This is a genomic window from Bacillus sp. T-10(2022), assembly GCF_056502895.1.
Genome location: NZ_CP113518.1, coordinates 1,365,167 through 1,387,230, shown reverse-complemented (window position 1 = coordinate 1,387,230; position 22,064 = coordinate 1,365,167). Strand labels below are relative to the sequence as shown.

At 38.0% G+C, this 22,064-nt stretch carries 19 protein-coding genes; 1 reads left to right on the top strand and 18 read right to left on the bottom strand.

The features are described from left to right. Positions 1 to 14: 14 nt before the first annotated feature. Positions 15 to 473 (top strand): GNAT family N-acetyltransferase, encoded by a 459-nt coding sequence (locus tag OSJ91_RS06815; RefSeq protein WP_141993624.1) that lies wholly within the window; start codon positions 15 to 17, stop codon positions 471 to 473. 240 nt (positions 474 to 713) lie between these two features. Here OSJ91_RS06815 and OSJ91_RS06810 read toward each other — a convergent pair whose 3' ends face one another. From OSJ91_RS06810 to OSJ91_RS06725, 18 genes are all read right to left on the bottom strand, one after another. Then, the gene (locus tag OSJ91_RS06810; protein WP_350300580.1) at positions 714 to 1,532 is read right to left on the bottom strand and encodes an STAS domain-containing protein; all 819 of its coding nucleotides are present in this window, start codon (positions 1,530 to 1,532) and stop codon (positions 714 to 716) included. A gap of 406 nt (positions 1,533 to 1,938) precedes the next feature. Continuing rightward, positions 1,939 to 2,283: a YolD-like family protein gene (locus OSJ91_RS06805; protein ID WP_350300581.1), complete on the bottom strand. Its 345-nt coding sequence runs from the start codon at positions 2,281 to 2,283 to the stop codon at positions 1,939 to 1,941. 107 nt (positions 2,284 to 2,390) lie between these two features. Continuing rightward, positions 2,391 to 2,972, bottom strand: coding sequence for a cupin domain-containing protein (locus tag OSJ91_RS06800; protein ID WP_350300582.1), 582 nt, complete (start codon positions 2,970 to 2,972; stop codon positions 2,391 to 2,393). 389 nt (positions 2,973 to 3,361) lie between these two features. Next, complete coding sequence (locus tag OSJ91_RS06795; RefSeq protein WP_350300583.1) at positions 3,362 to 3,532, bottom strand: hypothetical protein; 171 nt, start codon at positions 3,530 to 3,532, stop codon at positions 3,362 to 3,364. 149 nt (positions 3,533 to 3,681) lie between these two features. Next, on the bottom strand, positions 3,682 to 4,659 hold the full coding sequence (locus OSJ91_RS06790) for a peptidoglycan-binding protein (protein ID WP_485891273.1): 978 nt from the start codon (positions 4,657 to 4,659) through the stop codon (positions 3,682 to 3,684). Positions 4,660 to 4,715: 56 nt separating this feature from the next. Continuing rightward, positions 4,716 to 4,973, bottom strand: a complete 258-nt coding sequence (locus OSJ91_RS06785; protein ID WP_485891861.1) for a holin — start codon at positions 4,971 to 4,973, stop codon at positions 4,716 to 4,718. Between the two features lie 19 nt (positions 4,974 to 4,992). Beyond that, entirely contained in the window at positions 4,993 to 5,385 is a 393-nt protein-coding gene (locus tag OSJ91_RS06780; RefSeq protein ID WP_350300585.1) for a hypothetical protein, read from the bottom strand. 96 nt (positions 5,386 to 5,481) lie between these two features. Then, the gene (locus OSJ91_RS06775) at positions 5,482 to 5,607 is read right to left on the bottom strand and encodes a hypothetical protein (protein WP_350300586.1); all 126 of its coding nucleotides are present in this window, start codon (positions 5,605 to 5,607) and stop codon (positions 5,482 to 5,484) included. After that, positions 5,600 to 5,836: a hypothetical protein gene (locus OSJ91_RS06770; RefSeq protein WP_350300587.1), complete on the bottom strand. Its 237-nt coding sequence runs from the start codon at positions 5,834 to 5,836 to the stop codon at positions 5,600 to 5,602. Before OSJ91_RS06770 ends, OSJ91_RS06775 begins: the two co-directional genes overlap by 8 nt. Positions 5,837 to 5,840: 4 nt before the next feature. After that, complete coding sequence (locus tag OSJ91_RS06765; protein ID WP_485891272.1) at positions 5,841 to 9,494, bottom strand: BppU family phage baseplate upper protein; 3,654 nt, start codon at positions 9,492 to 9,494, stop codon at positions 5,841 to 5,843. Positions 9,495 to 9,544: 50 nt separating this feature from the next. Then, positions 9,545 to 12,184, bottom strand: coding sequence for a peptidase G2 autoproteolytic cleavage domain-containing protein (locus OSJ91_RS06760; RefSeq protein WP_350300589.1), 2,640 nt, complete (start codon positions 12,182 to 12,184; stop codon positions 9,545 to 9,547). Between the two features lie 12 nt (positions 12,185 to 12,196). Next, a complete protein-coding gene (locus OSJ91_RS06755; protein WP_350300590.1) occupies positions 12,197 to 14,284 on the bottom strand; it encodes a phage tail spike protein in 2,088 nt (695 codons plus the stop codon). Between the two features lie 8 nt (positions 14,285 to 14,292). Continuing rightward, entirely contained in the window at positions 14,293 to 15,138 is an 846-nt protein-coding gene (locus tag OSJ91_RS06750; RefSeq protein WP_350300591.1) for a phage tail domain-containing protein, read from the bottom strand. After that, positions 15,138 to 18,755: a phage tail tape measure protein gene (locus OSJ91_RS06745; protein WP_350300592.1), complete on the bottom strand. Its 3,618-nt coding sequence runs from the start codon at positions 18,753 to 18,755 to the stop codon at positions 15,138 to 15,140. The genes OSJ91_RS06750 and OSJ91_RS06745 overlap by 1 nt, the downstream gene beginning before the upstream one ends. Positions 18,756 to 18,789: 34 nt before the next feature. Beyond that, the gene (gpGT, locus tag OSJ91_RS06740) at positions 18,790 to 18,936 is read right to left on the bottom strand and encodes a phage tail assembly chaperone GT (protein ID WP_350300593.1); all 147 of its coding nucleotides are present in this window, start codon (positions 18,934 to 18,936) and stop codon (positions 18,790 to 18,792) included. 38 nt (positions 18,937 to 18,974) lie between these two features. Next, positions 18,975 to 19,337, bottom strand: a complete 363-nt coding sequence (gene gpG / locus OSJ91_RS06735) for a phage tail assembly chaperone G (protein ID WP_350300594.1) — start codon at positions 19,335 to 19,337, stop codon at positions 18,975 to 18,977. Between the two features lie 178 nt (positions 19,338 to 19,515). Continuing rightward, positions 19,516 to 19,653 carry an anti-repressor SinI family protein gene (locus OSJ91_RS06730; protein ID WP_144477654.1) on the bottom strand — a complete coding sequence of 46 codons (138 nt, stop codon included), beginning with the start codon at positions 19,651 to 19,653 and terminating at the stop codon, positions 19,516 to 19,518. Between the two features lie 944 nt (positions 19,654 to 20,597). Beyond that, positions 20,598 to 21,893, bottom strand: a complete 1,296-nt coding sequence (locus tag OSJ91_RS06725) for an IS110 family RNA-guided transposase (RefSeq protein ID WP_485890017.1) — start codon at positions 21,891 to 21,893, stop codon at positions 20,598 to 20,600. Positions 21,894 to 22,064: the final 171 nt, after the last annotated feature.

Here is a 22,064-nt window from a genome sequence, read left to right as displayed (position 1 = left end):
AAAGGAGAACAACTTTGATAAAAAAAATCGATATAACTAATCCTAAATTAGCTGAGGAAGTATTAAACATTCAATTACCTTCTTATATGGTAGAGGCAGAGTTAATTCATTTTTATGAAATACCGCCATTAAAAGATACAGTTGACACGTTACAACAATCCGGTGAAACTTTCTATGGGTATTACTTACATGAAGAGTTAAGTGGAGTCATTTCTATAAAAGTTGAAAAAGGTGTAATCGATATACATCGTCTAATGGTTCATCCAACACATTTTAGAAAAGGAATTTCCAAAATGTTATTAGAATTCATTGAAAACAATGAGGAAGATATTGAAACAATAATAGTATCAACGGGTTCTAAAAATACACCAGCAATAAATTTCTATGAAAAAAATGGTTTCTCAATTACAGGAGAAACAAATGTGACAGAACGTCTATCTGTAACTTCTTTTAAAAAGAAAATTAAATATTAAATAAAGTCTTATTAAGCTATTAGGTGCGTTAGCTGAAAATCGGAGCTGTCTTTAAGGCAGCTTTTTCTTATTGAACAAACGGGGCAGATTTGTGAAAGAAGAAAACGAATTGATTGGTGTTGAATTAAATACCTAACTATATTTTTTTATCGCTGAGAAGGAAGAAATATTTAGACAGTTGGTCAGAATGAATAAGAAAAAAGAGTCGGCAAAGCGACCCTCCTCTAAAGTTCTACGTGTTTAACTTGTTAAATATTTATTCAACGCTTGTTGTAAAGTTCCTAATGTTTGTGCTTTATCATGTAGTCTAATTCCTAAGCGTACCATATTTCTAACCACTTCAGCTCTTAACCCGGTAATCACAGTGGTACACCCCATTAATGAAGTGCCGTCAATAATCTTCATTAAATGATCAATTACTTCAGGCTCCATTTCCATAATTCCAGATAAGTCAATTATCAATGTTTGAATACGTAATTTACCAATCTCCACTAAAACTTTTTCCTCGAGAATATTAGTTCGGTATATATCAACTGAACCAATTAAAGGTAAAATACATATAGTGGGTGTTATTGGTATTATAGGCACCGAAAGGTTTTCAACCAATTCTTTTTGAGCCATTATCAATTTATCTTTGTATTGAGAATATGTGATAAAAAAAGTATTTAAAAACTTGTCTACTTGATTATTAATTTGTTTTTCTACCGAAAAAAATTCTTCAGTTATATTATTCGTTACCATGTTAAATTCTTGTAGGTTCCTCCACAATGTTCTTCGAATGGCTTGTATCCACTCTAATTTGAAATATAAAGGTATTTCGTGTGTCGCCCAAGCTATACCTTCTTTTTTAGCAAATGATTGAAGTTCTTTTTCTTCACCCTTAATAATGTATTGAACCAGCTTGTGGGCATTATTTATCAGGTCAATATTACCAATCGTTAAAATTTCTTCAATTTTGTCTTTCACATTAAATGCTTCGTTTAATAATGAACCTTCAAAATCCTCTTTATTTTCTTGGATGAATTCCAATAATTTATATGTATCTAGTGACTCCTTCATAATTTAATCCCCCTTTTTATATATACCAAAAGCACAATTACCCATTTAATTTAATTTCTAAACCCGTTTACACTATAATCTTCTAATTTAAAGGGAAAATGATATTTATGTTAATTAATATATTAAGATTTCTACGTAAACTAACGGGTGTGAGTCCATAGGGCACGAAATGAGGCTATTATATGAGTGGTCTCTTTTTTTATTTGTTCAGCGAATCCTAAAGAAAAAGGGGAAAAAAATATTCGGAAATATAAGTGATCCACCACAAATCCCTTACTGGATAAACATGAGGTGATTTATAATGAGGATATTGATATTACGGAGTTAGTTAAGAAGGTTAGTCCAAAAATATGAGGCCGTTATAAAACAAAAATAAGCCCCTACTCAAAGCGAGTAAGGGCTTTTATTAATCCTTAACGATTACACTAACGATATCACTAAATTGAATGTACTTAAAGGAACTATCTTTCTTTTGAATGCGTAACTCTTTCGTGACAGGATGAATGTACCCACAATAACCATGCAATTCTTTTGGATTTCCCTTATTATGCAATCTGAAACTTATCGGTAAATGATATTCCATAGCATAATGAATGTTGTTTTCAAATTCTTCAACCTGGTATTCATCAAGGACTGGCTGTTTATTTAAGAAATAATCAACCTCACCTATTTTTTTATTTAAGGCTTTATGTTCTGGCATAATCAATGCTGCTTGCCATTTAACAAGCCCTCTATCACGAATTGTACTCATCAGAAAGTTTCCTCCTCTACATCCATTATACACGAACGAATGTTCTTGTTGGAGTCAGAAAAAAATTCCTTCCCCGATTATGGAGAAGAGTATTTTTTAGGGATGATCTATTGCCACAACCGCTGCCCTTCTTCCGCAGCCAATGCATCTGCCTTGGTAACATGAACAGTACCAAATGGATGGTGAGGAGGTGCATATATCGAGTAAAGTTTTAGCGGAACATTACCTGTATTGGTTAAATTATGCCATGTGCCAGCAGGTATCATTATTGCATAATCATCATAGACGTTTTTTACAAAGTTTAAATTATCCTGTCTATTACCCATTTGAACAACCCCTTGACCTTGTTCAACACGTAAAAATTGGTCAACGTTAGGGTGAATTTCTAAACCTATATCTTCACCAACTTTAAGACTCATCAATGTAACTTGCAAATGTTTCCCTGTCCATAAAGCGGTACGGTAGGTAGTGTTTTGTTTCGTAGCCTCATTGATATTCACTACAAATGGTTTTGGTCCATAATCTTTTACCTCAATATTATTTCTTCCGTTTGATGATTGTAAAAAACCCAATTGGTTAGCATTATTAACACACCAATAATCATGATTTCTTACATAGTTATACATTGGTACATTAACATAATAAGGATTTTGATATTGATAAGGATGGATATAAGGAATATAGTACATTTTTCTCAACCCTTCACAATTAATAAAATTATCATATGCACTAATTAAGTGAATGTACTTGAAACACAGCTATAAATAAAAAATGCCCCTACTCAAAGCGAGTAAGGGCTTTTCAATTTATCGCATTCAAAAACAAGGTGTAAACTTATGGTATACATATTATTCTTTTGTATTCATTCTACATAACAAAAAACCCTCTTAATTAAGAGAAAGGTTTTTTTGATGGTGTTTAAAAAGGATTATTTAAAGTGTATTCATTTAATTAACTTTTATTCATCCAACACACAAAAAAAGCCTACTCACTAAGAGGAGGGCTTTGAAAGATGGAGGTACAGCGTGGGGATAGTACCGTAATTTTATTTTCTCCGTTCTTTTTCTTAATATTCATCCTACAGGAACCAAGACTGTTGAACTTGTTGAAGTTGCTGTTGAGCTTGTTCAAGCTGTTGCTGTGCCTGTTGGAATTGTTGTGGATCTGCATTACCTTGAGCTGATTGAACAGCCTGTCGTGCTTGTTGAGCCGCATTGATAGCTTGCTGATATTGTCGTTTCTGTGTCATTTTACATGTCTCCTACACCATTTTTGCTAAAGGCTAAACATCTAGTAATTATTGTGGACAAAAAATTTGAGATTATTCATTGGATTCCCCCTTGCACATAAACATTTAACAAAAAATAGCCCTTACTCAATACGAATAAGGGCTTATTGCTATTCAGCAAACAATTTAGTGAAAGTGGCTTTTCCAGCCTTCTTATCCGCAGTTATCCTTTTAGCTTTTTGGAATTTAGATATTGCTGATTCTGTCCCTTTTCCGAAGTTTGAATCAAGTGATCCAAGGTTAAATCCTTCCAAATAAAGTGCAGCCTGTAGGATCCAAGTAAGATTGCCTTTTGCACCCTTTTGGACAGTAACAACGGCAGCCTTAGTTTTAGCCCCCCATATCCCATCCACAACAAGCTTTTTGTTGAATTGTTTATTAAGTTCCATTTGTAACGCTTTGATAAGTGCAGTTTGGATTTCCGGACCATTAATTCCGTCCACAACTATCTCTGCATCATAACGGCTGTTTAACGTTTTTTGAATGGATCTGATTGTTTCGTCCCCTTTTTTCTTAGATGGTTCCTTAGTTATCTCTGAAGCAACCTCAGTCTTTGGAGGAACAGTAACAATGGTTTCAGTTTCTGTTTTAAATTTCAATGAAAGACTTGGCCTTTTACCTGATTGCATCTGTGAATAGGATAATCCCCCCGTCATTTCCAAGTGAGGATAATCTTTAAAGCCGGACCAATCTCCACCCCATGTAAAACCTAATTCTTTACCAATAGCTGCAACTCGTCTCCATTTTGTATTAATAGTCCACAATGCTGTTTTTCCGTCATTACTTACAAGGAAATAGTCAATTGCTACACCAAAGTTATGGAAAGACTGTCCTGGCTTTGCGTTGGTCACCTTTGGTTTGGCAAGATTGCTATAATTTTTACCACGGTAGCTATAATATAGTCGACCTTGACCATATAGTGCAGCTTGTTCTTCCATTGAGCGATGGCCAGCGCTGATTTGAGCGTAAATACCTTCTTTATAGGCACGTTTAATCATTTCTAATGCCGAGGCTTTCACAATTGAGTGAATACCAGAACCCATATTTTTAATTAACCGATCTAATAAAGTTTGCAATGATACTGTCATTTCTCATCGTCTCCTTTTAATTTAAATTCATAATAAAAAGCCACCCATTGGGCAGCTTATTTTGAAGTTCCTTCTCTTTTGGCAACTAACTCATAAAGTCCGGTTCCACCAAGACCAGCAAATGCCCCGGCCCATAACCTTAATACAATATCCATTTCTGTGAATGGAAAAGCAACTGAGCCTACTCCCAGCCCGATTACCAAGCTTAAGACTGGCAATACGTTGTTTGGTAAGGTAACCGTCTGTTTAACCACTTGAACCATTGCTGCTACGATTGGTGACAATATAGTCGTAAAAATTAATACTTGTTGCATGACTTCGTTATCCATTATTTTATCCTCCAAACGAATTTAAGATTTTCGGTATATATTCAAATGCAGCTAACAATAGCCCTGGAGCAGAAAGTAAAGCTACGATAATCTTCTCTTGCTTTGATAACTTTGCTACTTTGACATCCTTTTCTGCTGCGATTTTGGTTAATTGAACCTGTCCTTTTACTTCTTCTTGCTTTTGATTAAGAGTAAGTAAATGCTGCAGCATAGTTTGATTTTGTGAAACCAAGATATCTTTTTGGGAACTTGACGCTTGCAATACTGTTTTTTCAATCTGATCCTGGCCCTGCTTGATGATTGTTATTTCCTTAATAACTTCGCCATAGTTCCTTTCTAATTTCGCTATACGCTGCTCATGATTCTCTAACCGTTGTGGCATGTCCATCTCCTCCAATGTCCACAACCCCCTTTAACATAAAATTCTCTCTATCTCTGTATGTCTAGGATGTTTTTGCATAATAAAAGCCGCCCACAGTTTGTGAACGGCTGGTTATACTTCTGATGTAGTTTCTTCTAATAGGTATCCTTCTTCAATCAGCATTCCTTGATAAGGTTTAGGGACATCTTTTAGTTTTTTCATATTGTTTTCAATCATATAACGGTATAAATTAAGCATTCTTCAACGCCTCCAATTCGATTTGTTGTTGCATAACCATCATCGCTAAATCGTTCATTTGCAAAAACAGAGACATAACCAGCACTCCCAGCTGATCAGTGCTTTGAAAAGTCGATACAAGCGAGTTACCCAAGTCTTTAATAACCTTTGGTTCCACAACCTTATCCAATTCCTCCGGGGAAACCCCTTTATTAATCAAGAATTCCCGCATTACATCCATTGGCTCCATTTAATCACCCCCCTAAGGCTTTCAAACGTTTATAGAACTCCGTCATAGATTGTATTAAACCACTAATATTTGTGGTATTGTCTTCAACTCTTTGTACGGTATCATCAAGAGCGTTCCGGATGTTCTTGGCAAAAGTTGCTTTCACGTTGTATGGCGTCACTGTGAACAGGTTTTTGTCTTGCACTTGATAGGTTACTGTATATTCGGCTGTAGCATCGAAATCTTTTTCGTCAATACGGGCATATCTCGAGCCTAACACAACCTCTTTATTAGGGTAAGATTGCAAAATATCCAAGAACCATTTATTATCCCTCACGCCATTTTTATAAATCGCCATAATTTTATTTGACCTATTATTTAATTTCCCTATAATTTCAGCGTTTATAAATTTGTTGGTTTGATAGGTTGTGATAATTGCCTTCTCCCTAACAATAACACCGGATCCAACTTCTATTTGTGTCAATCCACTTACTGTAATATCTCCCTCGACCTTATCTGATACGTCTTCAACCTTAGGAGTTACCAACAAATAAGATAATTTATAGGGCGTGAATCCTGGGGCCATATTCGCTGATACATAGGCCAATGTTTGTGTTGGCGCATCCGTTCCATTTCCGAGTGAACGCCATGCTGTAGGCTTCCCAGCTCCGTCGACGGTTTTTGCTTGCCATCCGTTAAAATAGGCTTTCCACTCATCACGCAAAGGCAAGTACGCTTGCCCGAAACCAGTCAAAACATTACTTGTTCGGATGTATAAAGAACCACCATTACCAGACCAAATATAATATGCGTTTTCAATCATAGTCCCACTTTGGGTCATTTTCTGACCTAAAAAATTATACATAATACTAGGGTTGTTATCTTTAACATTGGAATTTAGGAAGTAATTAACTCCAACTTCTTTGTAACCCGTTTGGTTTTGTGCGGACGTGGTGTTATTAAAGTTTAAAGAACCATCTATAAAAACGTCTTTTTCAACTAGTTTTTGGACTTTCCAAGCACCATCTTGTTTGAATAACCTATCCTTATTCGTTTCAATTTGTCCTAGCTTTGTTTGGGCGAATAAGTATGATGGGTTACGTGGGACAAACGGCCTTTCGACATTGCCAAGTGTTAACATCGGATTGGAAACGTTGTACGTTCCTAAAGTTGACCCAACATAGTTATCGTACCTAATCCAAATCTCTTTAACGTCTGAAGGAATAACAAACGATTTCGATTGCGGTTGTATAGTTTGGAAGTCAATAAACACTAATGTTGCCCCGTTGTCCATAGAGTCCCTGCGCACGGTCAACCTCCCACTGTTTGTTGCTGATAATGTATAGGTTTGGCCAGGTATAACATTCACTTTGACATAGCTATTATTATAGGGGCTTGTTGCCACCAACTCTAATGAATATGGGCTAATGATCCTCGCATTTGAATGTATCGTCCACTCATAGAATGGAGGGATAATATTGTCACCTTCTGCAATTACATAAGGATTTTGAATATGTTGGACGCCTTGTACTGCTGGGTAACGTTCTAATACCTTCGCCTCGTCCCATTCAACCAAGATTTTTTTATACTCGGAATCGTCAACTTCATATAACGGGATAATTGGGTCTTGGAAGTCTGCAGTTGGTTTCATTTCTAATTCAAGTTCGGCATAATCAGTCATTATTGCAGATGGAATCGCACCACTGGAAGGTTCAGCATGTACTGTAAAGTAAGCATATCCATCATCCGCAATCCCTATCGATAATTGAGTAGAGATAGAAAGTTTCTGCGGAGCTGCAGAAGTATGAGTCATACTTGTTACGAAATATGTCCCGTTGCCCCACATTCTTAATGTCGCCTTATTTCCCGTTGGGGAAGTACCAAAACCATACCAGGCAAAACGCAACTCTTTAAAGTTAGCTCGTAACCACGAAACCTTTAGCGCTGTGGTTGAAGCAGGAATTCTCCCTATTTTACGTTCAACTTCCGCAATAATATCAAATGCAAACAATTGTTGTGCCATATCTCCACTAGTACCACCGCCAATATTAACAGTAGGGGCATCGCCTAATAGTGTCATTCTTCCGTAATCAGTCGGACCCGATGCGTTTGTTAATTCAAGTACGAATTGTGTTGGAGTTTGTAAAGCACTATTGAAACGATATTTGGAGACATGGGGACTTTCCACCGTACTACCCGAAACTTTACCTTCAAAGTTTGCAACCTTTACAATTGCCGGCCTTGTATCTAGTTGTGCTGTTGGTTTAAGGTCTATTTGCAATTCGACAAAATCAGTGTTAACCACTGACGCAATCGTCCCGTTTGATGGTTCGGCATAGGCTAAGAAATGGACATAACCGTCAGCGTCAATTTCATTCCCGTTTGCCGAACCTGTTGACAATTTTGTAACTGACGCATTAGTTGAAGTTGCTGACGAAAAATAAGAACTCGTTTGCGCTGCCCAACGTGTCAACGTCACTTTGTTTCCGTTCGGGCCCGACCCAAACCCATGCCAATTAAGAGTATAAGAAGAAAGATTATCTTTTATCCATTGGGTTTTTGCTGCTCGTGTCGCCCCTGGGATAATACCCATGTTTCGTTCTATCTCTTCTATAAGGTCAAAGGAAAATACAGTTTGAGCAATACTTAAATTGGCCGTCGTGGTTATTGTAGCCACACCGTTTCCTAAAGTGCTAATATTTGAGTAACCGGCAACATATTCACCCAATGAACTAGAATTCGGGGTAACCAATACTGTATCTGTTTTAGTTGAATTACTCTTCGCAAAATGCGGGTTTCCTGTTGTGTTGTTGGTTGTTTTCCCTACAAAGTTCGCCTTTCGAGTAAATGTGTTATTCTTAGTAAATTTACCTACACCTGAAATCACATTATTATCAACGATTACTTTTGTTTTCTTGTCGGCCAATACATATTTTTTATCACCAGTCAGATTACTGTTGGACATGTTAACAAGCGTTCGGCCTTCGATTTCAATATCAACTGGAGCCTTATTATTTCCTTTTAGAACGGACAATCCATACTCAATAGTTTCTGTTTGTCTGGATGATTCCATTACTTGGGCTGAAATGCTCTCAGCTGTCTCAGCGTCCAAACGATTTCTTTGATCTCTTATTGCTGCTGCCATTGAATTAACTTCTGTTTGCTGCCCCTTTACTGCTTGAATAATAGTATCTACTTTAGCATTATATTCAACTGCAGATTCTTCCAAATTCCCTTCTAGTAATTGTCTTAGAGATTCAAAATCTTTCACATAATACTCAGCAAGGGGAACAATATTCTGGTCCTTCAATGTCTTTTCAATAAAGAAAGAAAATTTGCAGATTGTCATGGACTGACCATTAGAAAAATACACATTTAGGTTGCCTTCTACGTTGCCTGGATGATTGAGTTCTTCCTTCAAGATATGTTCAACTTGTCCATTAATCCGGTCCGTAATTGTCCCAACTTTTTCAAATACACTTCCATCGGCCATGCGAAGAAAGATCTTCGCTGTGGCTGCTGTACTTAAAGGCAAAGGGCCACCATCTTTAGTTATATTAAAAATAAGCTTTGCTGTACCATTGTCTTGTGTAGTGAATTTAATGGAGGTCTTATACATGCTGGGTGTTGCAGCTACATTGGCATTAATGGAACCACTTTTAAAAATTTCATTTACCATAATACCCCTACCTTTCTAAAACAAAGTGAAAAGGACTGGAAAACCAGCCCTTAACGGATAAAACATAAAGCTATTCCATAACCCTTATCCGGGTCATATTTAGTCGTAATTTTCATGGCTCTCCAGCCTTGACCGAAATCTTCCGAACGTGTAGCAATCCCCTCATGTGGTTTTAGATAATCTCCTGCTTCCACAGTGTTATCTATTCGAACATAAACTTGTCCTAAAAGCCCAACGATATTCCACTCAGGGCGTTCTTCTCTTGATAAATAGTCCCCGTCTACCCATTCAGGATTTTCTTTAGGCATCATTCGGACTTCTTGGGTTACTTCTCCAGTATCATCATTGATAATATCGATAGTTCGTTCCTCATAAATTAATCCACCAAATTCATTAAGGATATATCGGTTTTTCCAATGGAAGGTCATTTCCCCAAGAACCACACCAGCCGTTTCGGAAATGACACCCAGCATATGATCTCCCTCAACAGCAGCTTTGATTTTTTCATTTTCCAACGTGACAATCGTTCCGGACTTGATTGCTTTTCCATCCACAGACTCGAAATACTCCGCATAATCGGAAAAAGAAGAGGATCCTGTAATACTGCCTGCCCCTTTAATATTCCCATTCATGGAGTCCAATTCCCATTTCGTATTAGCTGCAGTTGGACTCGCACTGTCCCCATAACCACCCCGAACACTGTAATTGTTATTATTTAAAACAGCATTACTTGCCATGATAATTTTACCGTTTTCATCCACTCCAGAAGTCTTGGAGTTATTGGAACCGATGATAGCATCCCGGCCACCTTCTGTTTTAGAACCGCCAGATGAAGCAATAATGGTACTTCCTTCCCCGGCAGCCTCAGAACTGGAAGAGGCAATGACGGCCGTTTTATTACCGGAAGCCTTGCAGTCTGATGTTGATGCTGCAATAAAAGAAGTTTCCGTTAAAACTTGACCACTAGAGGAAGCCACCCTTGTTCCTTTTGATATGTTGTTAGGGACAAACGTTTTGTAAGCAATCCCCGCAATTACGGCTGCATTCGCGTATCCCTCCGCATACACACCAATGATGCTGTTCTGTGAATTGACGGATCCAAGTCCATTTGTTCCGGACCCATCGTTGATCATGGAAATATTGGAGAGATTCACCGTGTAAATGGCACTACCAATACCCATGCCTTCTGGTGCTGAGTTGAATATTTGTACGTTACTGATATTGATATTGTCAGTTTTCTGATCTCCGCCAATAAGCGCTATATCGGTGCTTGCCTTTTTGAATCCACGAATATTAATACTATTTAGGCTAATGTTCCGAGTCTTATATTGAATGGCAATCACCGGGTTGTTCTTGTAGTCATAAGTAGGATCCCCGATTGCAGTAAAACCATTGATGGTAACATTTCGATAAGCAGACACTACCAGGGCTCTCGGTGACAGGTCTGCATATAGTCCATTGAAAACAGGTTCCAAAGCTGTGCAATCCGTGACTGTGACATCAAAGGCAGTTGTGGAAATCGGATCATTCGCTTCATGGTGCCCTATATGACGGAAATCATAAGAGCGACAATCTTTATAAGAAATATGCCCAATAATGTGGACGTCCTGGGATGCTGGCCAATCTGTATGAGCTTTGACTTCTACCCCTCGAATATTCTCGGAAGTAAAGTTATTTGTCACCCATACATGTTTAGAACCATCGTCAATTTCTATACCGTTCGAATTGGACACCCCATCCTCATGCGCTTTCCCTGATGGATTAAGACAGAAACTATTGCTGATAAAAACAAACTCGCTATAGTGGGTCGTTATGCCATCATCCCCATAGCCATAGCTCAAGCAATTATCAATCCAGATGTAACGGCAGCCGTCCTTTGTATAGGCAGTATCAGCAGCATGGTTGTATTGTGGAGCTGTGATATCAATTCCATGCAATCCGGCATTAATAGCCTCTACATCCTTAATCCATCCATAACTTACTTTGGCTAAGGTTAAGCAGCTGGACTTCTGTCCACCGACAGCTCCGACTCCACCTTGCCTGTCTGGATTCCAATCCAATGACAGGCCTTGGATGAATATATTTCTATTTCCGTTAAGGTAATCATTATTTGTGATGACCCATTCGCCGGCAGGTGTTTCTTCGTGTAATTTTAGAATTGTTAACCCTTTTCCGTCACCAATTAAATAGGTCCAGGAAGGCAGCTTTAACCCTCTGACAATATAGGTACCTGCCGGGACAAGCAGCCTTACCCGTCCATTTCCTAATGCCCTCTTAAAGGCTTCAGAATCATCCGTTACACCGTCACCGACAGCACCAAAGTCTTTAACATTTACTACTCGGTCAATCCGGTTCTTTAATTTATTGTATTCCTTATCTAAACGGTCTTTTAATAATGGATGAAGCTCTCCTTCCGTATCAAGACGGCCATCCACAACTTCTGCTAGTTCAGCCGTGTTCAAAATTAAATTATTGATACGTTTATTGGTGTTAACGATTCGGTTGTATACCGAGTCATCATCAAAGAAAATGTCTCGGGCATCATGCGCTTTTTTGGTTAGGACATGGGTTCTAATCTCCCCTAATAATTGATTTAGGGCACTTTCTGTATACCTAGCATTTTGATCCAATTCAGCAAGTAATTTTGCATTTTTAGTAGGATCATAATTTTTAATTAAATTAAAGGACATTTCTCACACTCCTTACTGTAGATAGGCGGAAACGGTAATTTGCGCGCCTGTTGGTATATTGGTTTCAGGAGTTACAATTACCCTATCTTTTAATAGGTTAATCTTTATAGCATTGTCCGCTGTCTCGTAATCGGTTCCCGTATCAAAACCATTTCCTTTAAGTAATATATCTTCGTTGATTACGATGGATATGGTGTTAACAGAAACTCCACCGGTCAATACAAAAAGAGCATCCCCTTGAACAGAGACACTCGCTGATGATAGATTGCTTGATTTAATGGTCCATTTCGTCCCATCAAATCGTAAGATCAACATGATTTGTTGGGGTAAGCTGTTTCTAATCCCACTCGATGTATTTCGGATGTATTTCGATTGCCTTTTGATTTGTATCTTGTCATCCACCTGCATATCATAGATATCTTTCCGAAAGTTAGAAAAGTTCAATTCTGGTTTGCTGTACTGATCAAGAGGATTGTACTTTATGTCAATGATACTAAGTTCATCCTGGTATGTCCCACCGCCACCAGTGTCAGCAATCATACTTATGGTATCTCCCTTAAAGAAAACCTCTTCAAACCCTTCAAGTCTCGGGTCATAAAAAATGGCCAAGTCTACATTTACTGTTACTTCAGGATAGGGATTGACCAAGTTTTCTAAAGCAGTTTTTATACTACTTTCTTTAGTGAACCTATCATCTCTAATATCATCAGCATACCGGGGAAATCCATCCAATAGATAATTCTTCTCTTCAGGGTGAACATATAAAACAGGATCAAATAGATACTTCCCTTTATCATCCTGCTTTCCATATCCCCATGCCCTTGTGGTGCTGTTTCGAGTGGATGAAGAAATTTGCAATCCAGCTACATTATACCGAGTGTCTAATAAATAATTCACTTTCTTACCCATTTGTTTATAGACATATATTTTGGTATTGTCTACATCCAATTCAATCTTATAATCTTCAACGATTTCGTCCATTAACGTTTGGGAATTTTGTTCCCCAAAATTCTCCTGTTCTACTGCTTCTATGGTTTTTGCAGAGGCATCCAATACATAACTAAACCCACTTCCTTTTAAAGCTATATCTAAAACCTCCGTAAGTTTCAATGTTCCCGTTTTGGATGTGTTCACCATATTGTTAACGAGCCTTGCCACATACGTATGTGAAGCAGTTATGGTTTTCGTAAAAGCTATATTATCTGAATCTATGTCTAAAATGAAATATCTCTGAGCCTTAAACCTCTTTTCATCAATAACGATGATGTTGTCATTGACCAACATGTCATATTCCACTTGGTTTTCCTCGGTTCGACTAATGGTAAAGGACAATTCCTTTTTTCCATTCAACCCATCACTTATGGTAGGGACTACGTCCACAATTTCAACACGTTCCCCTGTAGTTTTGTTTTCCACAAATATTTGATTCAAGAATACATCCTTTACCACCTCATATGTTGTATCGCCTGTGACTTCCAAATTAGGCGTATCCAATATTGGTGGTTCAGGTGTAGGGGTAGAAGTATCCAGATTATCAAAAAAAGAATCGATCGCTCGATTCACATCCACATTTCCTGTTATTCCATTAACTTTTCCTTCTTGTGTGTATTGCCAAACGGTCCAGCCAGTAATATCTGGGTCTGATGCTGTTGTGTATCTTGCAATCCATAGAGGGTAACCACTGGCATCGATACTATTTTTGTAGAAAGAAAGATAAGTGTATATCATCACTTTTCTTCCTTGAGATATTAGATATTCAAGAAAAGTTCTGGCAGCTGCTGTCAAAGCTGATTTTCCAATATTGCCTGAATCCGTTTCAATATCCAATACCAGGGGTAAATCCATTTCAAAATCTTTGACGGTATTTAAAAAGAATTTCGCTTCAGCTAATGCCTCAGAATTGGACTTGAAATTGGCGAAGTGATAGGCACCCACTTTTAAGCCGTTTTTCTTAGCATTAGAGATATTCGTTTTAAAAGTTGAATCAATATAAGTGGTACCCTGTGTTGCCTTAATAAAAGCAAACTTCACACCATCTGCCGCAACAAGTCCCCAATTAATTGAACCTTGCCAATGCGATACATCAATCCCTTTAATCATTCCATCACCTACTTATAATAAAACCTTGTGTTAAATTTGATGCTTTTCTGACTAGCTCCGGATACTTCCATGAGATTGTAGCCAGGGAGTAGTGAAGGAAAACGCCCTGTTGTCTTTGCGATTTTCCCATTCACAGTGATGTATTGGCGAAAAATAACGACCTGCGCATTTGTTAAAGTCTCATTGATGATTAAATACTCCCCAGTATTTCTGTTGCTGATCTTCACATCTTTTCCTGTAAGGGTCAATTCCACCTCAAAGTCATGTTCCGTGGTGTATAAACGAATATCTCCCCCGTTATAAACCCTGAATTGATAAGGGATTTGGGCATTACTATCCTCGAAAAGATAGACAAGATCTTCGTTAGGAATGTTCATTCCAATGCCAAATCGCTCCTTGCTTAAATTGTAAGCAGACTCAGTATTATATTTGGACTCCGCCACACCAGAAAGACATGTGAACTCAACTTGAAATTCCTTATGGTTGTATCGCTCTTCCTTTTCAATCGAAAAATTTCCATCACATGTGACTAACCATCTTTTATATGGCTCAAATGTATTGGAAATATAATAAGGTTCATCTCTTACCAATAATCTATAAACTTCACTTCTCCACAAATAAAATTGTTGAGGGATTACTGATTTTATAAGCAGTTTTACAGGTATTGCCCTTTCCTTGTAGACTACTTTTTTATGGTTTGTTTGGACTAATCCACTTTTGCCTGGTATGGACTGGACATCCCTTTCGACGATGGGTGCAGGTGGGCTAATTGATAGGAGATTTACTTTTGGTAATAACTCACTCAATTTCTGTTCACCGTTTCCATAATCGATTATCAAGTCATACTCTCCCATCACCTAACCCCCATGTTAAAAGATTTACTTTTTAATACATTCGTACTGCGATTATCAAGCACCCGTCCGACCTGGTCTTTGCCAAGATAAATGTCTCCTGTTTTTTCCGAAATAATCCTCAATAAATTAGCTATCTCTTTAGAAAGAATTTCATTTTGCCGTAATGTCGCATTTAATAATTGGCTCATGACTGAATCGTTGCTACTACCTCCACGTACATTCGGCAATTGATTAGGTCGCTTATTTCCACTGTCAATTTTCTTTCCTGCTAAAGCCAATAGCTTCATCGCGTCTGTTCGCTTACTCGGATCAGTAGGGATAACAAACTCTGGCCATCCACCCTCTGCTAATTCATACATGCCAGCATTATTAATCAACCCGCCTGTTTCATATCCATGGCCATGACCCACATATTTAAGCATGCTTGAGCCATAACGTGATTTAGCGTAGTTCATACCTGCAAGCAAGCTGTCTAAGCCGTTCATTTGGTTCTTGTGACCTGGGAATGCATAGGCCCTAAATGTTGGTGGGATTACCTGGACGAGTCCACGAGCCAAATTTCCAGAGTAATAATTGACATCTTTTACAGCTGTTGATTGGATAGCTTTTTCATTACCGCCCGATTCAGACTTGATTTGCCTTAACCATGCGTTAATATAAGCTTCAGTTACAGGAAGACCGTTCATTCCTAAAGCCTTCATGACAGTTCCACGCCATCTTTCAACTCCACTGCCAACAGGTGCCGCACTTCCACCTGAACCTATCAAATCCTCCATTTTATTCTTAACAATACCTGTGGATTTATCTTTGAGAAAATCCAATGTTCCACTTCCGAGTTTTCCTAACGCACCACTAAACCCAGAAAAGAAAACACCAAACTTTTCAAATACTTTTCCCATAAGCTTTTTAGGGTCAGATATATAACTCCATACATCAAGTCCTATATCTTTTACTTTGGAAACTGTTTGGCTTAGGATATTCCCTTTTGAGCCTTCCCCTTTCACACCTTTTTTATAGGCAGGCAATCCTGCTTTTAAAAGCTGTTTACTTTGCTGGTAAGGTAAAACCTCTGTCCCTCTAGGAATGTTCATTAATGTGGCTCTTCCTGGTGATAATCCCACAAAACCATCTGGTGTTCGGAAAAGTTCTGGACCTAAACCATCACCTAAAATGGCTGGACCTCCAGGATGGAACGGAGTCCCTTTTGCGTATTTTGCAGGGCCACCTCTTTTGTTTACACCGCTTGATGATCCACCACCAGTTGGGTTCCAATCGGGAATCTCAAAATCAATCCCTATTTTACCCATAACCCAGTTGATTCCGTCAGTTAAACTATTAACCTTTTTCGCCAAAGCTCCGGCCATACTACCTATACCATCTATTAATCCGTTGATAATAGCTTTTCCGGTACTTCTTAAATCAATATCTTTAAAGAAACCAATGATATTTTTCATGATTCCAAGGGCTGTTTTCTTAATGGCCTTCCAGGCTCCGTCCCAATCGCCACGAATTAAAGCTAGAATTGTACGGATTATTCCTAAAATTAAGGTAAGCCCATTATTGATCACTAACTTCAAGCTCGACCATGCAATTTTCACTATCCCAACTAAGATTGGCCAAAAAATTTGGAAAAGACCCTTAATTAAGCCAAAAACGACTTGTATATTGGTCCATATGAGAGAAAGATAATACTTTAATCCATCCACTATTTGTGCGCCATTTTCATCCCAAAACTTCTTGAATTCAGCTAGTTTTTGGCCTCCAAATGAAGTGATGGAAGATAGTGCTTCCATGATATACGGCTTTATAAAACCATAGACAGAAACTGCTGCTGACTTTATAGCATTCCATCCAGAAATTACTCCATTTCGAAAAGTTTCAGAACGAGTCCACAGAAGATAAAGTGATGTACCCAGCAAAGCTAAAACCCCAATGACTATTCCAACTGGCCCCGTCAATGCTACCAAACCTAACCTTAACCAGTTAAGCAATCCTCCTGCTTTTGCGATGGCCGGGAAAATTGTATTAAGTCCTGTTAGAAAACTTCCTAAGAAGCCAATGAATAACCCACCTATAAGAAGCAATGGTCCTAAACCGGCTAACAGTAAACCAAAAACAACGGTCATTTTTTGAGTAGCTGGTGTAAGATCTAGAAATTTTTGAACTAGTCCTTGTGTAAATTCTGATAGTTTTTTAATTGTAGGAGTAAGAATGGTCCCGATTTCTATGCCCGCGGATTCTAAAGATCCCTGGAGTTCGTCTAATGCCCCTTTTAAATTATCCCTCATTATAGCTGAGGCTTCTGCTGATGCTCCCCCACTGTTTTCAAGTGCTTTGGTCATCTTATCTATTTCATCCGGACCAGCTTTCATAAGAGAAAGCATTCCTGAAACTGCCTCTGTACCGACAAGGCTTGCAAGGGTTGCGGCCTTCTGTGTCTCTGTTTGACCTTCCATTGAACCGGAAAGATTCTCCACTAGTTGAGATAGTCCTACAAAATTACCCTCAGCATCCGTTATTGAGATTCCCATTGTTTCCATCATTTTGCTATTTGCTTCTGATGGATTTAAGAGTGCAAGTAAGGCACCTCGCAAAGTGGTTCCTGCCTGTTCGCCTTCCATACCAGCATTGGTAAGAATACCAATAGAACCAGATAACTCCTCCAAACTGATGCCCAGTGCTGCCGCGGGTGGACCGGCGTACTTCAGAGCATATTGCATATCTGTGAGATCAGCTGCAGATTGATTGGCGGTTTGTGCTAAAATATCCGCAACCTTACTTGCTTCTGAGGCTTCCAATCCGAATATATTTAATGAAGAAGCCATGACATCCGCAGTTTGAGCCATATCGGAACCCGATGCTTCGGCTGCACTAATTACACCAGGCATAGAACCTAATATTTCCTCCACAGTGAAACCCATTGCAGCCAAACTTTCTTGACCGGCCGCGACTTCACTTGCAGATTTACTTGTGGAGGCACCTAGTTCTAACGCAGCATCTTTAAGTTTTATTACTTCCTCTGCAGTTGCTCCTGAAATTGCAGCTACTTTGGACATTTGCGCTTCAAATTCTTTAGCTGTATTAAGGGCTGCTACTCCCAGACCAGCAATAGGTGCTGTAATATACAAAGACATAGATTTACCAAGGTCCTTCAATCCACTTCCAATACTAGTTAATTTTGATCCTGCTTTCTCTGCAGAATCACCAAACTTTGTCCATCCACTACTTGCGATACGTTGTTCTTCTTGTAAATCTTTTAGTTCGCCGGTTGTGCGTTCGATATTACGTTGCAAACTTTGTAACGCTGCTGATTGGTGATTATAAGATTTCGCTGCTTTATCTGCTTCCTTACTGCCTTCACCAAATTCCTCTACAGCTTTTCTATAAGCCACTTGTGCTTTTTCTGTTATTCTTCTTTGTAATTCAATTTTTTTATTTAAGCCATCGAGTGTTGTTTGGTACTTTACCACTGATTTGTCCGCACGATCGAACACTGAGAGATTGGCTTTCATCTCAGAAGAAACTAATTTCATTTTTGAACGTAAATCTGTAAGACCACTATTTAGATTAAGAGTGTCTAAATCTAGCCCTATTGACAATCCTTCAATTTTCTCCATTAATCACCCTCCCTTCACATGCCAAAAAAAAGCCCTATCCTCCGAATGCGGCAATTAGGGACTTTTCCTGTCTTGGCTTATTTTGTTCGCTGAGGATTTCAATTAGAAAGTGAAATGGCATGCTTAACACTTCATTGATGTCCTTCCCATTTTTCACATTTTCAAGGATGACCTTGTCCATATATTCCTTTTGTTTGGCTGGAGAAAAGTCCTCATCCTTTAACCTTTCTTCGCCAAAAACTTTTTTGTTTCATCGGTCTGACGTCCTTGAGCCACAAAGATAATTTGTTCTTGAAGTGTTTGAATAGCATCAGGTGCATGCAGACCATTAAATAGATCTTCTTTTGTAAATTGTTTGTTATAAATCTTGTTGGCTACAAATTCCAGTAGTTTATCGATCATTTCCTTTTCAGATGACGCATTTTTTTCTTTTTCACTCTTCTCCATTTCTTGTGTAAGATCCACAGCCTCATATACTACTGAAAAAGGGATAAATATTGGAGTTAGGTGTTTTTCTGTGACGATTTCCCCTTCTTTTACTTCTTTCACCAATTCGATCATGTTACGTTTTAAATTAGCCATTCTAAAACATCTCCTTTTCTTATAGGCTTTGTTAAAGATTATCGTTGATTTTTGAACAAATAAAAGAAGACCACCTACTATAAGTGGTTTTCTTAAGTGCACTTTTAATGAACTAACGATTTATTTAGAGTTGACACAAATTGTGCAATAAGTTAGAGGGATGGAATAAAAAAAGACCTTATTCAGGTCCCGAAGATTGCGAACGATTTAAGAATTCTCTAATTTCATCAATAGATATACCTAACTCTCGGGCATATAATATCAATTCTGCCCATTCCTTATCTAAGCCTTTTTCGATAAATAAAGAATTTGACATGTTCACTCTCCTGATTTTAGAAGTTCCCATCTCCCGATAGGATTTACCTGGAATTATTGTCTGATATTAAAATTACATATCCTCCCTCTTCTATTTCTTTAAAACCACGTTTAAACATACAATAAAAATATTAAGTGATAAATAATAATATAATAACTCAAGAAAAATAAGATAAATTATAGTAATTAATAATTAACGAAGGTAGTATCTAACTTAAAATATAGAGTGAACTTTTTTGCAACAAATAGGGTTCATATTTATTCTATATTTCAATCTACATTAAACAACATAAACCGACATCATTAAACACAATATATTTCGCTTTCCTATTTTACATAATACTGATTATTAACATAACAGTTAAAAATCACCGATTAAAATAATAATTTATTTTGATATGAATAGACGGTTCTGCAGATTTCAATCAAGTGGTTTATTTTTCCAGATCATAGCTTTCATTGTTGTAGCTTTTTCCTTTGCAACTAAAAGGGATTTACTTCAATAACAGGGTTCCTGCGGCATCATTTTTTTATGGAACTATTCTCCCTCAATAAACTAAACACAATCTCACGATTGCTCTAGAATTCTTCGAATTTCATAGTCATATCATTAACAGTTATTTATGTAAGCTCGGCATCACTCCTCAAGGGTAGGGATTTATCGAAAAAAGTGTATGCTAAACTAGCCAATTATAGGAAAAAATTGGTTTAATCAATGTTATAATCGCACTTTAGGATATCCACTTGTCTCATGGAGGTCAACCCTCCCATGTCTCACAGAGTCGATGCTCCTACATTCCTTCGTTCAACCTTTCCATGAGGTGGATGTCGGTCATGCTGCCCCACAGGATCTAAGCCCTCACGTTAGTTGCTTTGCCGACTAATCCGTGCTTCACTTTTAAATGAGTGTTAATTAAATGACCGTGTAACCTTAAATTCGATGAACTATGCGACTGTTTGATGCACCATAAATGTTGCCATATGAGGGATATCCATTAACATCTTGTCTTCTTGAAACGTAAATTGTTTTTTACCGATTGAAAACAGAATTCGAATAAGCTTGTTACACAAGGCTATCAGAGATTGCATTTTTTTTAATGGATTCTGAGCACGTGTTGTGTAATATATATGGAGAGCTTTAAAAGCCTTGTTCTTTGCCACCAGTATCATGGCTGCCCGGAATAAGAGAGCCCTCAATTTCTTTCGTCCCCGTTTGGTAATCTTGGTCTGACCTTTGTGCTTTCCGGATGTGTTTTCTTTTAAACTTAAACCTGCTAATTTTACGATTTGGCGAGGATGTTGATAGTCTCTGAGGTCGCCGACCTCTGCGAAAAACCCTGCTACTGTATCTCGACCGATTCCTGACACCTCTAACATCTGAGTAACACCTGGGATATGGTCTAATAACTGATCTAATTGATAATCTAATTCTTCGAATTTCATTTGAATAAAATCATACTTCTCTAGTAAAGCTCTCAACTCTAATTTCGCCATAGCTGCCCCTTGACGAATACCAATCGAACGATTGGCTGCTTCTTTGAGTGCTCGTATCTTCTTTAAGCCTATACTGCGTTTTACCACTTGTCTTAAGGAAAGTAAGAGCTCTTCTTCCGTATAATTTACAAGTTCATGTGGCAAGGCTTCTAGCTTTAGAAAATGAATAGCTGCCTTGCCTTCCCAACTTTTGAACACTGTCAAAAATTCGGGAAAGTAACGATCAAGCCAGTTATGAACTTGTCCCTGAACGACTTGTAAGTCAACGTTGAGAAGATCGCGAAGTTTTTTGGCCACTCGGAGTTCTGCATAAATTCCTTGTGGAATTGTTGGTTCGGCGTATCTTCCGTCTTTGACTAATTGTGCGATGACTTTTGCATCTTTCACGTCATTCTTTGTAGGTGAATTATCGTCTAATTCTTTACTTCGTTTAACATGTAGTGGATTGACAGATACGAACTTAATATTATTCTCTTTTAGAAGATGAGCTAGATTTAACCAGTAGTGACCGGTTGGCTCCATGCCTACAATCACTTGATTTAACTTACACTCTTTAACAAGTTGGTTAATCCAATCTAGAAACGAATGAAATCCTGCATTCGTATTTTCAAAGAAACACGTTTTACCCAGTTCCAATCCTCTAAAATCCTGTGCTCTTGCGACATGATTGTGCTTGGCTATATCTACTCCGACAATTAAGGTTTCAGAAGTAATTTGAGTGATTTTATGATTTTGGTTATAATTCATTGTGAGACCTCCAAATAGATGTTTTGTCCTTTTTTAGCTGGCCAGCTTAGGACACATTCATCTTATCAAGAGGTCTTTTTTCGTTCAAACTTCATTTTCAGTTATTACAGGAATGCTGCCCCGTTAGTTCATCAAGAAAATCAACAACTTAACAGAGCCTTCTACTAAAAA

Excerpts from the sequence above, each read along its gene's own strand:
- OSJ91_RS06730 (WP_144477654.1), bottom strand. The coding sequence starts at position 19,653 with ATGTCAAATTCTTTATTTATCGAAAAAGGCTTAGATAAGGAATGGGCA.
- gpG (WP_350300594.1), bottom strand. The coding sequence starts at position 19,337 with ATGGCTAATTTAAAACGTAACATGATCGAATTGGTGAAAGAAGTAAAA.
- OSJ91_RS06745 (WP_350300592.1), bottom strand. The coding sequence starts at position 18,755 with ATGGAGAAAATTGAAGGATTGTCAATAGGGCTAGATTTAGACACTCTT.
- OSJ91_RS06725 (WP_485890017.1), bottom strand. The coding sequence starts at position 21,893 with ATGAATTATAACCAAAATCATAAAATCACTCAAATTACTTCTGAAACC.
- gpGT (WP_350300593.1), bottom strand. The coding sequence starts at position 18,936 with ATGGACAAGGTCATCCTTGAAAATGTGAAAAATGGGAAGGACATCAAT.
- OSJ91_RS06795 (WP_350300583.1), bottom strand. The coding sequence starts at position 3,532 with ATGACACAGAAACGACAATATCAGCAAGCTATCAATGCGGCTCAACAA.
- OSJ91_RS06810 (WP_350300580.1), bottom strand. The coding sequence starts at position 1,532 with ATGAAGGAGTCACTAGATACATATAAATTATTGGAATTCATCCAAGAA.
- OSJ91_RS06750 (WP_350300591.1), bottom strand. The coding sequence starts at position 15,138 with ATGGGAGAGTATGACTTGATAATCGATTATGGAAACGGTGAACAGAAA.
- OSJ91_RS06790 (WP_485891273.1), bottom strand. The coding sequence starts at position 4,659 with ATGACAGTATCATTGCAAACTTTATTAGATCGGTTAATTAAAAATATG.
- OSJ91_RS06755 (WP_350300590.1), bottom strand. The coding sequence starts at position 14,284 with ATGATTAAAGGGATTGATGTATCGCATTGGCAAGGTTCAATTAATTGG.
- OSJ91_RS06805 (WP_350300581.1), bottom strand. The coding sequence starts at position 2,283 with ATGAGTACAATTCGTGATAGAGGGCTTGTTAAATGGCAAGCAGCATTG.
- OSJ91_RS06760 (WP_350300589.1), bottom strand. The coding sequence starts at position 12,184 with ATGTCCTTTAATTTAATTAAAAATTATGATCCTACTAAAAATGCAAAA.
- OSJ91_RS06775 (WP_350300586.1), bottom strand. The coding sequence starts at position 5,607 with ATGCTTAATTTATACCGTTATATGATTGAAAACAATATGAAAAAACTA.
- OSJ91_RS06800 (WP_350300582.1), bottom strand. The coding sequence starts at position 2,972 with ATGTACTATATTCCTTATATCCATCCTTATCAATATCAAAATCCTTAT.
- OSJ91_RS06770 (WP_350300587.1), bottom strand. The coding sequence starts at position 5,836 with ATGGAGCCAATGGATGTAATGCGGGAATTCTTGATTAATAAAGGGGTT.
- OSJ91_RS06785 (WP_485891861.1), bottom strand. The coding sequence starts at position 4,973 with ATGCAACAAGTATTAATTTTTACGACTATATTGTCACCAATCGTAGCA.
- OSJ91_RS06765 (WP_485891272.1), bottom strand. The coding sequence starts at position 9,494 with ATGGTAAATGAAATTTTTAAAAGTGGTTCCATTAATGCCAATGTAGCT.